General features: G+C 48.7%; 16 protein-coding genes. 13 read left to right on the top strand and 3 right to left on the bottom strand.

Translation table 11 applies throughout. The annotated features are described in order from the left end of the window. Positions 1-65 precede the first annotated feature (65 nt). From BARVI_RS12885 to BARVI_RS03410, 10 genes are all read left to right on the top strand, one after another. A complete protein-coding gene (locus tag BARVI_RS12885; RefSeq protein WP_025277890.1) occupies positions 66-1,019 on the top strand; it encodes a glycosyltransferase family 2 protein in 954 nt (317 codons plus the stop codon). Positions 1,020-1,029: 10 nt separating this feature from the next. Further along, the gene (locus BARVI_RS03455) at positions 1,030-2,142 is read left to right on the top strand and encodes a glycosyltransferase family 4 protein (RefSeq protein ID WP_025277889.1); all 1,113 of its coding nucleotides are present in this window, start codon (positions 1,030-1,032) and stop codon (positions 2,140-2,142) included. A gap of 13 nt (positions 2,143-2,155) precedes the next feature. Then, positions 2,156-2,905 carry an acyltransferase family protein gene (locus BARVI_RS03450; RefSeq protein WP_025277888.1) on the top strand — a complete coding sequence of 250 codons (750 nt, stop codon included), beginning with the start codon at positions 2,156-2,158 and terminating at the stop codon, positions 2,903-2,905. Positions 2,906-3,140: 235 nt separating this feature from the next. Beyond that, positions 3,141-4,364 (top strand): glycosyltransferase, encoded by a 1,224-nt coding sequence (locus BARVI_RS03440; protein ID WP_025277886.1) that lies wholly within the window; start codon positions 3,141-3,143, stop codon positions 4,362-4,364. A 44-nt stretch (positions 4,365-4,408) separates the two neighbouring features. Then, positions 4,409-5,473, top strand: coding sequence for a radical SAM protein (locus BARVI_RS03435; protein WP_025277885.1), 1,065 nt, complete (start codon positions 4,409-4,411; stop codon positions 5,471-5,473). 25 nt (positions 5,474-5,498) lie between these two features. Continuing rightward, on the top strand, positions 5,499-6,587 hold the full coding sequence (locus BARVI_RS03430; RefSeq protein WP_025277884.1) for a glycosyltransferase family 4 protein: 1,089 nt from the start codon (positions 5,499-5,501) through the stop codon (positions 6,585-6,587). A gap of 112 nt (positions 6,588-6,699) precedes the next feature. Further along, positions 6,700-7,341 (top strand): DUF4136 domain-containing protein, encoded by a 642-nt coding sequence (locus BARVI_RS03425; RefSeq protein WP_025277883.1) that lies wholly within the window; start codon positions 6,700-6,702, stop codon positions 7,339-7,341. 40 nt (positions 7,342-7,381) lie between these two features. Next, positions 7,382-8,011: an outer membrane beta-barrel protein gene (locus tag BARVI_RS03420; RefSeq protein ID WP_025277882.1), complete on the top strand. Its 630-nt coding sequence runs from the start codon at positions 7,382-7,384 to the stop codon at positions 8,009-8,011. Between the two features lie 207 nt (positions 8,012-8,218). Further along, positions 8,219-9,775 carry a capsule assembly Wzi family protein gene (locus BARVI_RS03415; RefSeq protein WP_025277881.1) on the top strand — a complete coding sequence of 519 codons (1,557 nt, stop codon included), beginning with the start codon at positions 8,219-8,221 and terminating at the stop codon, positions 9,773-9,775. Next, on the top strand, positions 9,772-10,209 hold the full coding sequence (locus BARVI_RS03410) for a lipocalin-like domain-containing protein (protein WP_025277880.1): 438 nt from the start codon (positions 9,772-9,774) through the stop codon (positions 10,207-10,209). Before BARVI_RS03415 ends, BARVI_RS03410 begins: the two co-directional genes overlap by 4 nt. Before the next feature lie 16 nt (positions 10,210-10,225). On the opposite strand, the gene BARVI_RS03405 is transcribed toward BARVI_RS03410, so the two are convergent. Both BARVI_RS03405 and BARVI_RS03400 read right to left on the bottom strand, forming a co-directional pair. Continuing rightward, positions 10,226-10,795: a hypothetical protein gene (locus BARVI_RS03405; protein ID WP_025277879.1), complete on the bottom strand. Its 570-nt coding sequence runs from the start codon at positions 10,793-10,795 to the stop codon at positions 10,226-10,228. After that, positions 10,795-12,264, bottom strand: a complete 1,470-nt coding sequence (locus tag BARVI_RS03400) for a DUF3078 domain-containing protein (protein WP_084546971.1) — start codon at positions 12,262-12,264, stop codon at positions 10,795-10,797. Before BARVI_RS03400 ends, BARVI_RS03405 begins: the two co-directional genes overlap by 1 nt. Before the next feature lie 279 nt (positions 12,265-12,543). Between BARVI_RS03400 and BARVI_RS03395 the strand changes: the two genes are divergently transcribed. The 3 genes from BARVI_RS03395 (at position 12,544) to BARVI_RS03385 (ending at position 16,722) form a co-directional block, all read left to right on the top strand. Beyond that, positions 12,544-14,148 (top strand): CTP synthase, encoded by a 1,605-nt coding sequence (locus BARVI_RS03395; protein ID WP_025277877.1) that lies wholly within the window; start codon positions 12,544-12,546, stop codon positions 14,146-14,148. Positions 14,149-14,176: 28 nt separating this feature from the next. After that, positions 14,177-16,075 (top strand): membrane protein insertase YidC, encoded by a 1,899-nt coding sequence (yidC, locus tag BARVI_RS03390; protein ID WP_025277876.1) that lies wholly within the window; start codon positions 14,177-14,179, stop codon positions 16,073-16,075. A 71-nt stretch (positions 16,076-16,146) separates the two neighbouring features. Beyond that, positions 16,147-16,722, top strand: a complete 576-nt coding sequence (locus tag BARVI_RS03385) for a hypothetical protein (protein ID WP_157232513.1) — start codon at positions 16,147-16,149, stop codon at positions 16,720-16,722. A gap of 98 nt (positions 16,723-16,820) precedes the next feature. Here the strand turns inward: BARVI_RS03385 and ilvC are convergent, their stop codons facing one another. Continuing rightward, entirely contained in the window at positions 16,821-17,867 is a 1,047-nt protein-coding gene (gene ilvC / locus BARVI_RS03380; protein ID WP_025277874.1) for a ketol-acid reductoisomerase, read from the bottom strand. Positions 17,868-17,877: the final 10 nt, after the last annotated feature.

The raw sequence follows: 17,877 nt of genomic DNA, 5'->3' as shown, positions 1-17,877 counted from the left end.
ATAATTTAATGGGTAAATTTGATGGTAATATATATTTTTGTAATAAACGAGCTAAATAATAGAATATGGATGAAAGAGCGGTTTCGGTTATAATTCCGGTATATAATAAGGAAGAGTATTTGAAACGTTGCGTAGATAGTATTCTTACTCAAACATTTCAGGATATTGAGATTATATTGGTCGATGATGAGTCGACTGATAAATCGGGTATAATAGCTGATGAATATGCTATACGAGATAAGCGTATACGGGTTATTCATCAAAAGAATAAGGGTGATGTAGGTGCTCGTCGTACAGGCGTTGAAGTTGCCACATCGCAATATATTACTTTTATTGATGCTGATGATTCGTTCCCTCAAGATGCGATAGAAAAACTTTATACATATTGTGTTGAAAATCAGCTAGATATTGTTTTTGGTGCATACAGAAGGATTAAGCCTCAAAGAGAATTTCCGGTTTTTCACCCATTTTCAGGGATAATCTCGGGTGATGAATTAGCTGCGTATCTAATGGATCTGAAATCGATATGTCTGAGTAGTAGTTTTAGTAAAAGATCTCTTTGGCATGACGATGTATTCTTGGGTGGAGATATAAAATATCCTACTGCTGATGTGCTGGTTAATATTAAGTTGTCTAAGTATGTGCATAGAGCAGGAATCATAAATGACATTGTGTATAATTATTATTGTGTGTCGGATTCATTATCGATGCGAGGTTCGTTGACTAGTCGACAGGATTTGTGGAAGCCTTATTTCGAAATGCTTAAAACCAATCTAAAAGAACGGGGGCTATATGCAGCAAATGAGCGGCGTTTCCATATCCTTGAAATTGAACGATTGGCCTTTTATGTGAAGGAAATAGATAAAACTGACAATTGGGTAAGGCAAGTAATTAAATATGATACGACAGAATACCCTTTTAAGATTAGAGTTTTACAATTTTTGATCCGTTTTCCGAGGCTACGCTATATTCTTATCAAAATGAACCGATATATCAAGTATAAATTGTTGGGGCGATAAGTAAGTTGCTATGAGAATCATTGTCATTAATCCCATACTTTTTACGCCCGAAAAGGGGGTTATCCCTCGGGTGAAGACCATCAAAGATACGATGATTTATGATTTGTGCTTAGCCTACTATCGGGCTGGGCACACAGTTACACTTGTGGCTGCTCGGGATTATGCCCCCAAACAGAGGGAGAAATATGAGTTTGAGGTTGTTTTTCTGGAAACTCGGTGGTCCCGGCTCTTCAAACCGAGTCTGATACCCTTTATGCCCGGGCTGTGGCATTTTTTGAAGAGTCGTCGGCAGTGTGTCGACATGGTGTTGACCAGTGAAACTTTTTCGGTCTCGTCTTTAATGGCTGCACGTATCTTTCCGGGAAAGACGGCGATCTGGCAGGAGTTGGGTTCGCATAATCGTAAGATGAAGAAAATCCCTTCTCGGGTGTGGTATAATGTGGTGGCACGACTTTTTATGCGTAAAGTTTGGGTGATACCCCGGTCGTATGTGTCGCAGCGATTTATTAAGCAATATATGCCTCGGGTAGGCGAGCCTATTGGTCATGGGGTAAAGTTGGTTCCTGCTTCGGCCGACAATGGTGTGAAGAAACCGCAGTTCCTGACGGTAGGTCAGTTGATTCCGCGTAAGAATATCGGGTCGATTATGGCCAAGTTTGATGCTTTCTTGTCGAACTATCCGCAATATGGCAACTATGTGCTGTATATTGCGGGTGACGGAGTGTTGCGTGACGATTATACCCGGCAGATTGCGGAGATGGGTAGACAACAGCAAATTATTTTGCTGGGAAAGTTATCTCATGAAGAATTATTCCGATATTATCGGGAGTCAAAGGCTTCGCTGTTTGATTCTTTTCGTGAAAATAATATGTTATCGCTTATGGAGTCGATTTCTTTGTCGACACCGGTAATTACAAATAAAGTACCATTTAATAGCAATGAGGTAGAAGAGAACCAGTTGGGTATTGCTCGTGATGGTTGGAATGAAGTGGATATGGCTCGGGTAATAGAGCAGAACGACTTTTATGTGGAGAATTGTAAACATTATGCTTCGTTGATTACGGTTGATGCCGTGGCGGGGCGTATTATTGAATCGTTTGAGGAGGCTTCGCGAAAGAAATAGAAAAAGTTCTATAATGGAAAAGAGACGAGATATCGCATTCGATATAGCTAAGGGGATAGGTATCGTTTTGATGGTTATTGGTCACTATATTCGGTCAATGCTCCCAAGTAGTATTGTATTCACTCGCTTTATCTATCACTTTCACATGCCGCTGTTTTTCTTGATTGCTGGGTTCTTTTACGAGAGTTCGACTCGAAAAGAGTCTTATGGGGCTTTTGTGTGGAATAAATTCCAGCGTCTGATGTTGCCCTATTTTATTCTTTCATGGGTAATTATAGGAGTCAAAATAGGTTTGGACAACTACTTGCAGGTAGATCACCCGGTGACACTTGATACGCTGTATCGTGTGTTTTATTTGCCCGAGGCGGGCTATTTCTTGTGGTTTGTATATGTCTTATTTCTTGTCTTTTGTATTGTTCCGTTTTTTAAACCGGGCAAACGGCTGATGGTGCTTTCTCTTATCGCTTTGGGAATAGCCTTTTGGAACACGGCTCCCTCATATTGTTGCATTAATTTGGTCTGTCGGAATCTTATCTTTTTCGTTGTAGGCATGTGGACGGCTCGCAAAGTCTGGTTGGAGCGACTCATGAATCGGCATCTGTTCCTCTGGACTGTATTAACCGTATCTCTTTCAATCGTATATACCTATTGCCGCATGGATTTTTTACCTTGTCGCTTACAGTCATTATGGGGGTTACCGGGAGTTATATGGTTGTTTCTCTGTCACAGAGAATCACTCGATATAATCACAAAATGGCCTTGATATTTAATCGGTTTGGAGTCATGTCGATGACTATCTATCTTTTTCACACCTGGGTTATGGGAGGTGGGAAGGCAATTTTAACATATATATCGTTTGGTGAAAATATACTAGAATTTATACTTTCTTCGTTATTTATAATAGGGACGGGGTTAATCATTCCCATTTGGCTTTATAGATGGGTGTGGGTGAAGAACAAATTTACGTCTCGAATATTTAAGTAACCTGAACGATATTCATGAAAGAACAACTACGAATTTTACTTGTCAACAAATTTTACTACCCGCGTGGAGGAGATTGCATCTGCGTGATCAATCTTGAGTCTTTATTGCGCCGTTTGGGGTATGAGGTAGCTATCTACTCCATGTCCTATCCTCAGAATCTGCCCTGTAAGACTTCCCGCTATTTTGCCTCGGAGGTATCGTTTTCCGAGGGGGTAATGGGTAAGTTGAAGGCGACAGAGCGACTGTTTGGGACGGGAGATATTGTCCGTTCGTTCCAGCGAATGCTCGATGATTTTCGTCCGCATATCGTCCACTTTCATAATATACACTCCTATCTTTCTCCTATCATTGTTAAACTGGCAAAGGAGTTCGGCTGTCGCACGGTGTGGACTTTGCACGACTATAAACTGTTATGTCCCTCGTATAGCTGTTTGTATCAAGGAGAAATTTGTGAAGCCTGCTTTACCGACCTTACCCAAGTGCTGCGGCGTAAGTGTATGAAAGGTAGTTTGTTGGCCAGCGCTTTGGCCTATGGAGAAGCTTTGTGGTGGAATAAATCGAAATTGCAACGTTGGGTCGACACCTTCGTCTGTCCCAGTTCCTTCATGGCTCAAAAGATGCGAGCTTGCGGGTTCGATTATTCCAAGTTAGAGGTAATATGCAATTTTATAGAAGAGGATAAGTTGGTGGCACTTCAATCAATTAAGAGTGATGAGCCTGATTCGGAGCCCTATTATTGCTATGTGGGGCGTCTTTCCGAAGAGAAAGGGATACGTCTGTTGCTTGAAGCCGCACAATCGTTACCCTATCAACTTTATATAGCTGGAGATGGCCCTTTGTCTGATGAACTGTGTGTGAAATATGCTTCGGGGAAGATTCATTTCTTGGGCCATCTTTCTTCGCAAGAGATTGTCTGGTTGGTAAGCCGGGCGAAAGCTATGGTTATACCCTCGGTGTGGTATGAAAACAATCCGTTAAGTGTCATTGAGTCGCTTTGTATGGGTACACCTGTTATTGGTTCTGAGGTTGGAGGTATCCCCGAGTTAATTCGTGAAGGAGACGGTTGCCTGTTCTCTTTGGGGGACAAAGAGGAGTTGGCCGAGGCGATTACAGCGATGATGACTGCGTCGAATATTGACCGGGTCGCTATTTCGCAACGAGCTCAAAGCCGTTTTTCCGAGGGACGTTATTGGGAGGCTTTGAAAAAAGTATATGGAATAGAAGATAAAATTTGTTGAGCAAAGGGAAAAAATATATCTTTGCAAAACATTTGTGAAAAAATATGAAAAATCTCGCACTCACTGATATAAGTATTATCACCACATATCGCTGCCCCATGCAGTGTAAAATGTGCAATATATGGAAAAATCCTACTGACCCCAAGCTGGAGATTCAACCCGAGGAGTTGGGAATTTTACCAAAAGTAAAATTCATCAACATTACCGGTGGTGAGCCTTTTATTCGGGAAGATTTGGATAAGATTGTGGAAGTCGCTTTTCGCAAAGCGCCACGAGTTGTCATTTCCACATCGGGTTGGTTTGAAACGCGGGTGATAGAACTCGCCAAAAAGTTTCCCAAGATAGGAATTCGCATCAGCATCGAGGGCCTTTCCCAAAAGAACGATGAGTTGCGAGGACGTCCCGGAGGTTTTGACAAGGGCCTTCGCACACTGCTGACTTTGCGAGAGATGGGGGTGAAGGACATTGGCTTCGGAATTACCGTATCGAACAACAATTCCGAGGATATGCTATCGTTATATCATCTTTCCAAGGCACTCGACATGGAGTTTGCCACAGCTGCTTTTCACAACTCTTATTATTTCCATAAGGACGACAATGTCATTACTAACCGCGATACCGTATGTGCCAATTTTGCCAAGTTGATAGACATGCAGATGCGGGAGAAACACCCCAAGTCGTGGGCTCGTGCTTTCTTCAACATGGGGCTTATCAATTACATCGAGGGTAATCGTCGTCTGTTGCCATGTGAGGCTGGCCTCATGAACTGCTTTATCGATCCCTATGGCGAGGTTTATCCCTGCAACGGGTTGGAAGCCAAGTATTGGAAAGAGAGCATGGGCAATATCCGGAAGGCCAATACTTTTGCCGAGATTTGGAACAGCGAGCAGGCTCAGCACGTGCGCGAACTGGTGCGTACCTGTCCCAAGAACTGCTGGATGGTAGGAACCGTCTCACCGGTCATGAAGAAGCTCTCGTATGTGCGTCACCCCATGGGGTGGATTCTCAAAAACAAGATGCGTATGCTTGTGGGTAAACCGGTCTGCATAGACAAGAAATGGTATGATGTAGGTCAAGACCCCCGGCAAGGCAATCTCAACCGCCCCTAATTCCGAAGAAAGGAGGCCCGTAGCGATGAAGATAGTGGTGACAGGTACTCGTGGAATCCCCAATATCCAGGGTGGAGTAGAGACTCATTGCGAAGAACTCTATCCCCGCCTGGCTGCCATGGGGCACGATGTCACGGTAGTGCGTCGCTCGTGCTATGTAACTCCTCAAAATAGGATAGCACAATATAAGGGGGTGAAACTCAAAGATATCTATGCTCCTCGTAAAAAGAGCATCGAAGCCATTGTACACACTTTTCTGGCCATTCTGTATGCTCGCCGGGTACATGCCGACGTGTTGCATATCCATGCCATCGGGCCGGCGTTGCTTACCCCCTTTGCCCGTCTTTTGGGGTTGAAAGTGGTAATGACTCACCACGGTCCCGACTATGACCGGCAGAAGTGGAACAAGGTTGCCAAAGCCATGTTGCGTTTGGGAGAACGCATGGGGGCGCGGTTTGCCAACGAGGTAATTGTTATCTCGACCGTTATCGACCACATTTTGCGAGAAAAATATCATCGTGAGAATGCACATTTGATTTACAATGGCGTGAATATACCTACCGTGGCCGAAACCAACGACTATATTCGTTCCCTGGGTTTGGAGCCTCATCGATATGTACTGGCCGTAGGCCGTTTTGTCGAGGAGAAGGGTTTTGATTTGCTTATCAAAGCCTTCGCCGGCATACCTCACGACGGATACAAACTAGTGATTGCCGGTGATGCCGATCACGAGGATCACTATTCTACATTGCTGAAACAGCTGGCCCGGGAGCACGATGTCGTACTCACCGGATTCATACGGGGAGCCAGGTTGAACGAACTTTTTTCGCAAGCCCGGCTCTTTGTGTTGCCCTCTTTCCATGAGGGACTGCCTATCGTCTTGCTCGAAGCGCTGAGTTATCGCCTTCCGGTACTGGTCAGTGATATTCCGGCCAACCGGCTTTCCTGTCTTGCTCCGAGCGATTTTTTCGCTACGGACGATGTGACTTCGCTCGAAGAGGCTCTCCGCCGAAAACTGGCCGAGGGCGATACCCGCACTACATACGACCTGTCGCCCTATAATTGGGACTACATCGCCACGCAGGTCGATGCCGTGTATCGTCGGTTACGGTAAAAAGAGACGCTGCACGGTAAAAAAACGGTTTCTGCCCGAACCATCTCGCACCTGTTTTGTTTTTGAGGTATAACAATCATGTTATCACAAAACAATCAAAAACAGAACGATTATGAAAAAACTAATCCCGATTCTTTTTGTCGTTGCAGCAATAACTGCGTGCCAGAAAGAGCCCAGCCTCTCCGAGCTGGACGACGATTATGTGGTGTTTACCGATTACGACAAATCGGCCAATTTCGACAACTATCTCACCTACTACATGCCCGATAGTGTCTTGCTCATCACCGACAGCGAAAAAGCCACCTATTGGACTAATGACGAGGCTAACTATATTCTCGAAACCTTTGCCGAGAATATGGCATCTCGCGGCTTCCTGCTGGTAGATACCAAGGAAGAGGCCGACCTGGGTTTGCAAGTCAGCTATATCGAAGATGTTCACTATTTTGTCGACTATCCCAACAGCTACTGGTGGTGGGGCTATCCCGGTTATTGGGGCCCCGGTTACTGGGGTCCGTATTGGAGCACCTGGTACTATCCTTATCCCGTGGTATACAGTTACAGCGTGAACTCTTTCCTGGCCGAGTTGGTCGACCTGACTGACCAGACGGGTACAAGCAAACGGCTTAACATCTTGTGGGATACCTATATGGCCGGCTTGCAGAGCAGTTCGCCTCGGGTCAACCGCAATTTGGTAATCCAGGCCATTGACCAGGCATTTGTTCAGTCACCCTATCTGTTGACCAATCAAGAATAAAACTACCCATTTTGTATATCCAATAAAAAGAGATTGAATTATGAAAACTATCAAACAAATATCGTTATGGGTGGTAGCGGCTGCTTTTATGGTGGTTGTGCCGACCCGCGGAAACGCACAAGCCGTTTCAAAAACCTATTTCAATGTCGATTGGCAGTTCAATGCCCCTATGGGAAACAGCTATGCCGACAAGGCGAGCGGGTGGGGTATGAACTTTGAGGGCGGATACTACGTGATGCCCCGTATGGCCATCGGTGCCTACATTGCCTACCACACCAACAACAAGTATGTCGACCGTCAGACTCTGGCCCTGAGTTCCAGCTCGGCACTCACGACCGACCAGCAACACTCGCTGTTCCAGTTGCCTTTTGGTGTGTTGGCCAAATATCGCTTTACTACCGACGGCATGTTCGAGCCCTATATGACTTTGAAGATGGGAGCCAATTACAGCCGCATGTCGTCCTACATGCAGGCCTGGGAGCTCTATCACGACACGTGGGGATTTGCCGTCTCGCCCGAGATTGGTATTACCATTTTCCCCAGTCCCAGTTACCGGTACGGGTTGCACTTGGCCATGTATTACAACTATACGACCAACAAGAGCAAAGTGCTCACCTATGAAATCGACGGGCGCAGTAACCTCGGTTTCCGGGTAGGTGTCTCGTTCTAAGCACAGGGAAGCATACCCCCTTCAACAGAGGTCGGGTCGGGAGATGTAGTCGATACATGTCTCGACCCGCTTTTGTTAAATATGGAGTAGAATATTGCCGCTTAGAACTTTATATATTACTTTTGTGACCGGCCGGGGGAGCTTCTTGCGGGGGAATTCCTGTTGTCCCTACAAGCCACATGATTTGTATTTATAGAAAATCCACACATGATGCATTGTCGATTCAAGAGTGCGCTGTTCACTGTTCTCATGCTGCTGACCGGTGGCTCTTCCTATTCGTTTGCCCAATATTCGATGGACTATGCCGTATCGATGGCCGGTAATGTCGGTAACGGCACCTTTGCTCCTTACTATTTGTCGGCCAATAAGCACGGACTGGTAACCCATAGCAAGAGCGGTTATCTGCGGGCGGCTCTCTCGCGCGACCTGGACAGAAGCAAGCGTTTCTCCTACGAGTTCGGTGTCGACCTCATCGGGCGCCTTTCGTCGACCTCGCCGGTTGCTTATTATACCGACGGGCAGATGACTGAACGTCGCCCGGGAGTCTCTGCCTTTTTGATTCAGCAACTGTATGCCGGCATCAAGTACCGAATGATTTTCATCTCGGCCGGGAGCCGTGAACTCACCGACCCGGTGGTTAACTTTGAGTTAAGTTCCGGTGGGTTGATCTGGTCTGGAAATGCGCGGCCCATACCGCAGGTGCGTGCCGGCTTTATCGATTTTGTCGACATTCCTCTCACCAAGGGGTGGGTGCAGATCAAGGGCGATTTGGCTTATGGCAAGTTCATGGATAACAATTATTTGAAGACTCATTATAACTATTATAACCACTTTATAACTACCGGAGCCTTGTATCATCACAAGTCGATTTCGTTTCGCAGCAATCCTCACAAACCTTTTGTTGTAACTATCGGAGCCGAGTTGGCTGCCCAATTTGGGGGTACCAAAAGAATTTATCAGAATGGCGTTTTGCGCGACGATCTTACCTCCAAGAGTCCCACTCGGTTCAGGGACTTTTTGCAGGTTTTGGTCCCCACATCGGGCGACGGATCGACCAATGTGGGTGATCAAGCTTATTACTATGGCAACCATGTGGGGCAATGGAATCTGTCGGCCGAGTACACCTTCAAAGACAAGTCGTCGATAAGAGGTTATTTCGAGTGGTATTACGATGACGCGTCGGGTATGGGCAAACTCAACGGCTGGGACGGTTTGTGGGGGCTCGAATACCGTAGCGGACGGCAAAACTGGTTGTCGAACGTGGTGGTTGAGTATATCGATTTTACCAACCAGGGGGGGCCGCTGAACTGGTGCCCTACCGATTTTGAGAATCCGATATTGACGACCGAAGCGACGGGCTTCGATAACTACTACAATAACTATTTCTATAACGGGTGGACTCACTTTGGCCTCTCCAACGGTACGGCCATGGCCAAGTCGACGCTATATAATACCGATGGCTATTTGCGGTACAAGCATAACCGCATGCGAGGAATACACGTTGGAGCCTTGGGATACATTTCTCCCGAGTGGCGTTACAAGGTGTTGGCTTCGTATCGCACCTCGTGGGGCTCTTTGGAACTCCCGCTGGCCGATACTGAGCACGATCTCTCGGGATTGCTCGAATGTCACTATACGCCTGCAAAGTTGGCGGGTTGGACCTTCTCCCTTTCGCTGGCAGGTGATTTGGGAAAATTGTATGGCGATCAATGGGGCGTTGCTATTGGAATCAAGAAGAGTGGAATTTTAACGATTGGAAAATGAAAGCAAAAGCAATAATTTACGGTCTCTTGTTAAGCCTGACCCTGGGGATAACCGTTACCTCCTGTACGCAGAACGATGGTTATATAGGTCCTATTTTCGGTAAATGGCAACTTATCGAAATGTGGGAGGGCGAGACAATGACCCCTCATGATAATATTTATTATAATTTTCAGACCGATGTCATTTTGGTGCAGTTGGTCCATCGGTCAGTGAATGTTACGGACGCCTATTACGGGAATTTTGTAAAAGAGGGTAATGAGTTGAGGTTTTCACTGGTAGAACCTTCGCAGTATCAGGTCGTATTGCCGGCAGAGCTTAATTTGGAACCCATGGGGCTCGATCATGTGAATGTGTTTCATATCGAAAAACTCACCTCCTCGCAAATGATTCTTACACGAGGCGAGAACGAGCGTTTTGTTTTCCGTAAATTTTAAGGGGGAGGGGCGTCAATTACAGATAACGTATTTCTCGATTCTCGGTATCTTCCGATACCTGTTTGGGATATAGTTTGACAAATCCCGAACGAGGGTCGAAGAGGTCTTCCAGATTCTTGGCCTTGTTGCCCGAGAACAGAATGCCGGTCAGGTCGGGAGTCAAGCGGGCCGAAAATCGCTCGGGTTTGTAGAGAATGGCCCCCGTCAACCTCTTTTTATAAAGCCACACGAAGCAAGTGTTGGCGGCAACGCCACGGCTCAGATAGCCGATGACGGTACCCATGGGTATCTCGCCGTGTACTCCCGATTCCAGTTTGACAATGCGGTGCGTAAAGATTTCGGAAAATCGGGCATCCTTGAATCGCTCGATCGACACCCGCTCGCCATTCTCGGTCATGAGCCATATACCCTCCCAGTTATCGATAGGGGCCGTGTCGAAGTAGTGCTTGGCACTCTCTTCACTGTAATTTTCAAGGATAAAACTGCGATAGGGCGGCTTGCTGTCGTAGCGACATTCGTCGTCGGTTATCGATGAGGAGCAGAAGAGAAAACCTGCACACACGAGAAGCCAAGCCGCCGGTTTCATCAGAACTTGTAATTAAATCCAAAACTGAGCAACTCCTTCAACTGGAAATGCCCCAGATCTTTATTCAGAGCCAAGGCATCGTCGTAGCGCAGGTGTACGAAGAGCCGTGTCGAGAAGAAGCGGTTGAGTATGAAATCGAACGTATTCTCCCAGTCGCCCTGCACATGCTCGTAGTTGGTAAAGTAGAACAACCGGCAGGTCCATACCATGTTGTGGTAGAACTCCCACTTGATGCGCCCTTCGAACGACGAACCGTACTGGTTCATGCTCTTGCCCGACTTGATACCGAAGTTGGAGGGGTTCATGTCGTCGTCAATCACAAATTGCAGGTTGTAGGAGAGTGGCGAGAGCGATACCGAGGTCTCGAACTGTTTTTTGTCGTTCTTGTACTGGTACGACATACCTAGACCCAGGTTCAACTCGGCCGGCGACAGGAACGAGGCCGATTTGTCGTTGGTGTTGGCCGTATAGCTGGTGAAGAACTGGGTCTTGAAATTCAGCGTAGCCGTGTAGTACCAGTTGTTATAGGCTTTGAGACCAAACTTGGAGTTGATTTGGAACAGGTCCTCGCTGATGCGTATCGAACGCAAGGTGTCTTCGGGAGCACTGTTGATGTTGAGTCGCCACTGTATCAGGTTCTCGAATAAGATACGTTGCTCTTTCGGGTCGTTGTATTTGACCGAAAACTGCTGGTCGCTCAGTAGGTTCACGTTGCTCGTTCCACCCTGGTACCAGTTTTCCGATACATATACCTGCGAGAACTGTATCGACGACTGGAAATTGACAATCCACCGTTTCAGTTTGATATTCTCTTTTCCTACATCGTTCTTGATGACCAAAGGTTTCTCCTTAATCGAGAGGATATGTTTTACCGGGTCGTTTTCGATCATGTATTGTTTGGGAACCTCGGGCAGATTGTCGAGGTTGTAGCGAATCATCTTGGGGTAATTGACAATCACGTAGTTCTGAGCCATGTTCCGGGTCTTCTCGCTCTGAGTCTCCTTTTGCAGCCACAAGTCGTCGACGGTTAACTCCTTGGGTTTGAACGGATTGTCGTCAGGGAGGGAGATATGTTGCAGCGGGGTAGACATCTGTTCCTTGAACACGATGGGAAGAAACAGGGGGTTAACCGGCATTTCGTTGTTGCCCTGGGCCGCTTTCAGGCTGTCGGCATATTCGAGCAAGCGCAGCATCTTGATGACCGGCAAGGTTTGGTCGGTAGTGTCGGTCTCGATGAGCGAGAGTAAATTCTGGTCGGCCTTCTGTTGAAGGCGCATGGAGTCGAGAGCCGTGAGGGGTAGGGCCAGGCTATCGGTTGCAAGTTGAGCAATCGAATCGGGGGTGGAGGGGGCGGCCACAATGCTGTCTCCTGTGGTAATTATAGTACTGTCGGCCGGAGCAACGACTGTTGCCAACGATGCGGTTACCGAGAGTAGACCAATGAGAAAAGCGGTAATTCGTGGACTCATAGGCTTATTGTGTGTCTATTATATTTGTAATATCGAATTGAACCGACGGAAATTATCCGATATTTTGGAACAAAGATAGTGAATGGCAAGCGCAGAGGCAAATGAAAATAGCGTTTTCTTATTTATTTCGTTCGAGCAGCCTGCTGTCTTATGAGGAGAGCAAAGACAGAGCTGCGACTTTGGCTCTTGTGAAGAAATATTCCCGCATACATTATGCCGGTATGTGGATTATTTTTCTTAATTTTGCGCTCTGTAATGTAAATACATAAACCATATTTTATCGTGGAAACTAAATATATATTCGTTACGGGAGGTGTAACCTCGTCGTTAGGAAAAGGTATTATTTCGGCCTCATTGGCCCGGTTGCTGTTGGCACGTGGATACAAGGTGACGATTCAGAAATTCGATCCTTATATCAATATCGACCCGGGCACGCTGAACCCTTATGAACATGGAGAGTGTTATGTGACGGTCGATGGCCATGAAGCCGACCTGGACCTGGGCCACTACGAGCGTTTCACCAATACGCCCACGACCCGGGCCAACAACATCACGACCGGTCGCATCTATCAGAATGTCATCGACAAGGAGCGCCGTGGCGATTATTTGGGAAAAACGGTACAAATCATTCCGCACATTACCGACGAAATCAAACGTAACATCAAGTTGCTGGGTTCCAAGAATCAGTTCGATTTCGTTATCACTGAAATCGGCGGTACGGTGGGCGACATCGAGTCGTTGCCTTATCTCGAAAGCGTGCGCCAGTTGCGTTGGGAGCTGGGTAAGAACTGTGTGTGCATACACCTTACCTATGTGCCCTATATCGCCGCAGCCAAAGAGTTGAAGACCAAGCCCACGCAGCACTCGGTGAAACAGTTGCAGGAGGTGGGTATTCAACCTGATATTCTCGTGTTGCGCACCGAGCATGACCTTTCGCTGAACCTGCGCAAGAAGGTGGCCCTCTTCTGTAACGTCGATCCGGCAGCCGTAATCCAGTCGATTGACGTGCCCTCGATCTACGAGGTGCCCTTGAAGATGCACCAGCAACACCTCGACGAGATAGTCCTCACCAAGACGGGTCTCCCCATCAATGGAGAACCTCATTTGGAGCCGTGGATGAACTTCCTCCACCGCATGAAAAATGCCACCGAAACGGTTCGTATCGGTCTGGTGGGCAAGTATGTCGAGTTACCCGACGCCTATAAATCCATCAACGAGTCGCTCTTTCAGGCTGCAACCTACAACGATCGCAAACTCGATTTGCGATATATCCACTCCGAGAAGCTGAACAGCAGTAATGTCGAGGAGATGCTCTCGTCACTCGACGGTGTGATTATCGCCCCGGGATTCGGACAGCGGGGTATCGAGGGCAAATTCGTGGCCCTCAAATATGCCCGTGAGCACGATATGCCCACCTTTGGTATCTGCCTGGGTATGCAGTGCATGGTCATCGAGTATGCCCGCGACGTGATGGGGCTGACCGATGCCAACTCGACCGAGATGGACGTGACTACCAAGCACAACGTCATCGACCTGATGGAGGAGCAGAAGAGCATCACCAACATGGGCGGCACCATGCGTCTGGGTGCCTACGACTGTGTGCTGGCCGAGGATTCCATTGCTGCCAAAGCCTATGGCACCACACATATCCGCGAGCGTCACCGTCACCGCTTTGAGTTCAACAACGAATATCGTCAGGCCTTTGAAGAGGCCGGCATGCGTTGTGTGGGCGAAAACCCCGAGACCCACCTGGTCGAGGTGGTCGAGGTTCCCTCGTTGCGTTGGTATGTAGGTGTACAATATCACCCCGAGTACAACAGCACCGTGCTCAATCCCAATCCGATTTTCGTCGATTTCATCAAAGCCGCAATCTCGAAAAAATAAATCTTTTTAGTAATCTCAAAACCGAAGAATGGATAAGAACACGATTTTAGGTCTTGTACTGATGGTAGTGGTTGTGCTGCTCTTCTCGTGGTGGATGCAGCCTACCCCCGAGCAATTGGAAGCTCAACGCCGGTACAACGACTCTATTGCTGCCGTCGAGGCAGAACGCATGGCCGAAGCCGCTGAGGTAGTCGCTACGGCTCAACCCGATACCCTTTCGCCCGAAATGGTCGATTCGCTGCATCAGGCCGGGCTGGTGGCTCAGTTTGGCGAGTTCGCTCCCTGTGCCGAGGGTACCGAAGAGTTTACCACACTCTCCAACAACAAGGTGACCTTGAAATTTTCCAATAAGGGCGGCCGTCTCTACGAGGCTGTGCTCAACGACTATATGGCCTACGACTCTACGCAGGTGACTCTCTTCACCGGCGATGAGAACGACTACGGCTTTATCGTGCGCACCAATGCCCGGGTAATCGATACCCGCGACCTCTATTTCGAGCCGGTGGTGAATGACAGCACGGTCGACATGACCCTCACACTGGCCAATGGCAGCCGGCTGGGCATTCGCTACACCTTGCCCGAGGACAGTTACATGTTGAAGATGGACATCTGGCAAAAGGATATGAACCGGGTGATTCCTGCCAGCGTAGTTTATTGGGATTTCATCTGGGACCAGACGATGCGTCGTCAGGAGCAGGGTCGCATGTTCGAGGAGCGTAACAGTGCCCTGTACTACAAGTTTGCCGGCGACGACGTCGAGCACCTGAGCGAGTCGGGCAACGACGACGAGAAGGCAACCACCAGTCTCAAATGGATTGGTTTCAAGAACCAGTTCTTCTCGACCGCCTTCATTGCCGATGGCAAGTTCAACGACGGTGCTTTCACCTCCGAGACCATCAAAGAGGGCAAATACCTGAAACGGTTCCATGCCGAGAGTACCATCGACTACGACTCGAAAGAGCCGCAGGTAGCCGGGTTCAATATCTTCCTGGGCCCCAACTCGTACCCGCTGTTGTCGTCGTATGACGACGGCCGTTCGGGCGACCAGACCCTCGACCTCGACAAACTGGTGCCGCTGGGTTACAAGTTCTTCCGCTGGATCAACACCCTTATCGTAATCCCGGTCTTCACCTTCCTGGGCAAGTTCTTCAGCAACTACGGTATCATCATTCTGTTGTTGACCATATTCATCAAGCTCGTGCTCTTCCCCTTCACCTACAAGTCGTACAAGTCGCAGGCCCGCATGCGGGTGCTGGCTCCGCAGATCAAGGAGATTAACGACAAGTATCCGGGGCAGGAGAATGCCATGGAGCGTCAGCGGCTCACGATGGACCTGTACAGCAAGGCCGGGGTCAATCCCATGGGAGGCTGTCTGCCGCTGCTGTTGCAGATGCCTATCCTCATCGCCATGTTCACCTTCTTCCCCTCGTCGATTGAGCTGCGGGGTGAATCGTTCCTGTGGGTAAAAGACCTCTCGACCTACGATGCCATCGTAAGTTGGGATACCTACATACCGCTCATCACGCCCTATTTTGGTAACCACATCAGCCTCTTCTGTTTGTTGATGACCATCACCAACCTGATTTACACCAAAATCAACATGCAGAATACGGCCGGTCAGCAGCAGATGCCCGGTATGAAGTTCATGATGTACCTCATGCCCATCATGTTCCTGGTATTCTTCAACAACTATTCGGCCGGTTTGAGCTACTACTATTTCCTCTCGCTGTTGATTACCATCATTCAAACCTACATCTTCCGCAAGAGCATCAACGAAGAGAAGGTATTGGCCGAGCTGAAAGAGAACCAGAAGAAACCCCGCAAGAAGAGCGGCTTCATGGCTCGCCTCGAAGAGGCTCAACGCCAGCAGCAGGCTGCCTTGCGCGAGCAACAGAAACAACGCGCCAAACAGCAACGTCGCCGTTAAGCGTATCGATATTTTTTGAGACAAAGGCGTCCTCCCGAGTAGGGGACGCCTTTGCCTTTTTCGTTAAGGCTATGGAATCAAATGATAGAATAGCCATGCGATTGAAAAAATGGGCCTGTGTTGTTGTTTCGTTGTTGAGCCTTTCGCCGCTTGCGGCGCAGCAGGTAGTCTCTACTCATTCGGTTTCGGTCGAACTGGCCGGATTGATGTATGCCTATGAGTGCCCGTTGGGCGACCGGTTCTCGCTTGTGGCCCGGGTTGGTACCCAGGCGGGGATTCAATATTTGTCTTCTGGCAGTTTTTGGGGCGAGCGAGAGCACCGTTGGAGCGTGGGGCTCTATCCCGTCCTTTCGGTGGAACCCCGTTACTATTACAACCTCCCGAAGCGCTACGAGGCCGGGAAGAATACGTTCAAGAACAGTGGTGCCTTCCTCTCGTGCAACCTACAATATGATTTCCCGCCCTATTATCGCCATCAGGTTGAGGGCAAGGGCGGTTTTGTAGTGACTCCCTTCTGGGGATTTCGCCGGGTGTGGTATCGCCACCTGCTGTTTGAACTGGGTGGGGGACTGAACCTGGTCACGACCGATTTCAGCAGCGTGTCGGTGGGTCCGGCTTTCAATGTGCGACTGGGCTATCTTTTTTAGCCAGACCGTTCGTATTGCCTTATACGAAAATGAAAAGGCCACCGTATCCCGTCGGGATACAGTGGCCTATTGCTATATAAACTAAACCTATGGCTCGATTAGTTGTTTTCGGGACGCAGCTTGCGCACCGTGACGCCGGCTTGCCACATCTCGCTGTCGCGCAACTCTTTCAGCTCCTTGTTCAACCCTTCGCGGTATCCCTCCTTGCTGTTAGCGTCGATTGAGCGTTGGGCTTCGTTGCCTTTGGCCACCTCTTCATACAGCTCCTCGAATACCGGCTTGGTGGCGTCGCGGAACCGTTTCCACCAGTCGAGGGCACCCCGTTGGGCCGTGGTCGAGCAGTTGGCATACATCCAGTCCATACCGTTTTCGGCGATGAGCGGCATGAGCGATTGAGTGAGCTCCTCAATGGTCTCGTTGAAAGCCTCCGAGGGGCTGTGCCCGTGAGCCCGCAGCGTGTCGTACTGGGCCGCAAAGATGCCTTGGATAGCCCCCATGAGGGTACCGCGCTCACCGGTGAGGTCGGAGTAGACCTCGCGTTTGAATGTGGTCTCGAACAGATAACCCGAACCGACACCGATACCCAGTGCCAGTACTTTCTCTTTGGCGTGCCCGGTCGCATCTTGGAATACGGCATAACTCGAATTGAGGCCGCGTCCTTGCAGGAACATGCGGCGCAGACTTGTGCCCGACCCTTTGGGGGCTACTAGCACGACGTCGACGTCGGGCGGCGGTACGATGCCCGTGCGATCCTTGTAGGTGATGGCAAATCCGTGAGAGAAATAGAGCGTCTTGCCGGCGGTGAGATGCTTCTTCACCTGCGGCCACACCTCTATCTGAGCGGCGTCGGAGAGCAGGTATTCGATAATCGTGCCTCGCTGGCAGGCCTCTTCGATTTCAAAGAGTGTTTCACCGGGTACCCAGCCGTCGGCCACGGCCTTGTCCCATGTTTTGGAATTTTTGCGCTGTCCCACAATCACGTTGAAGCCGTTGTCGCGCAGGTTCATACTTTGTCCCGGGCCTTGTACGCCATAGCCGATGACAGCGATAGTTTCGTTTTTGAGTACTTCTCTTGCCTTCTCCAAGGGAAATTCTTCGCGGGTAACTACGTTCTCGTCAACACCGCCAAAATTCATGATTGCCATGTCTTTTTCT

Origin of the sequence: Barnesiella viscericola DSM 18177 (genome assembly GCF_000512915.1) — a bacterium.
GTDB classification, from domain to species: domain Bacteria; phylum Bacteroidota; class Bacteroidia; order Bacteroidales; family Barnesiellaceae; genus Barnesiella; species Barnesiella viscericola.
The sequence above is the reverse complement of the archived record's forward strand: the minus strand, read 5'-3'. Positions and strand labels throughout refer to the sequence as shown.

What these genes read in the sequence shown, in the direction of transcription:
- BARVI_RS12885 (WP_025277890.1), top strand. Translation starts at nt 66, where the DNA reads ATGGATGAAAGAGCGGTTTCGGTTATAATTCCGGTATATAATAAGGAA.
- BARVI_RS03455 (WP_025277889.1), top strand. Translation starts at nt 1,030, where the DNA reads ATGAGAATCATTGTCATTAATCCCATACTTTTTACGCCCGAAAAGGGG.
- BARVI_RS03450 (WP_025277888.1), top strand. Translation starts at nt 2,156, where the DNA reads ATGGAAAAGAGACGAGATATCGCATTCGATATAGCTAAGGGGATAGGT.
- BARVI_RS03440 (WP_025277886.1), top strand. Translation starts at nt 3,141, where the DNA reads ATGAAAGAACAACTACGAATTTTACTTGTCAACAAATTTTACTACCCG.
- BARVI_RS03435 (WP_025277885.1), top strand. Translation starts at nt 4,409, where the DNA reads ATGAAAAATCTCGCACTCACTGATATAAGTATTATCACCACATATCGC.
- BARVI_RS03430 (WP_025277884.1), top strand. Translation starts at nt 5,499, where the DNA reads ATGAAGATAGTGGTGACAGGTACTCGTGGAATCCCCAATATCCAGGGT.
- BARVI_RS03425 (WP_025277883.1), top strand. Translation starts at nt 6,700, where the DNA reads ATGAAAAAACTAATCCCGATTCTTTTTGTCGTTGCAGCAATAACTGCG.
- BARVI_RS03420 (WP_025277882.1), top strand. Translation starts at nt 7,382, where the DNA reads ATGAAAACTATCAAACAAATATCGTTATGGGTGGTAGCGGCTGCTTTT.
- BARVI_RS03415 (WP_025277881.1), top strand. Translation starts at nt 8,219, where the DNA reads ATGATGCATTGTCGATTCAAGAGTGCGCTGTTCACTGTTCTCATGCTG.
- BARVI_RS03410 (WP_025277880.1), top strand. Translation starts at nt 9,772, where the DNA reads ATGAAAGCAAAAGCAATAATTTACGGTCTCTTGTTAAGCCTGACCCTG.
- BARVI_RS03405 (WP_025277879.1), bottom strand. Translation starts at nt 10,795, where the DNA reads ATGAAACCGGCGGCTTGGCTTCTCGTGTGTGCAGGTTTTCTCTTCTGC.
- BARVI_RS03400 (WP_084546971.1), bottom strand. Translation starts at nt 12,264, where the DNA reads ATGAGTCCACGAATTACCGCTTTTCTCATTGGTCTACTCTCGGTAACC.
- yidC (WP_025277876.1), top strand. Translation starts at nt 14,177, where the DNA reads ATGGATAAGAACACGATTTTAGGTCTTGTACTGATGGTAGTGGTTGTG.
- BARVI_RS03385 (WP_157232513.1), top strand. Translation starts at nt 16,147, where the DNA reads ATGGAATCAAATGATAGAATAGCCATGCGATTGAAAAAATGGGCCTGT.
- ilvC (WP_025277874.1), bottom strand. Translation starts at nt 17,867, where the DNA reads ATGGCAATCATGAATTTTGGCGGTGTTGACGAGAACGTAGTTACCCGC.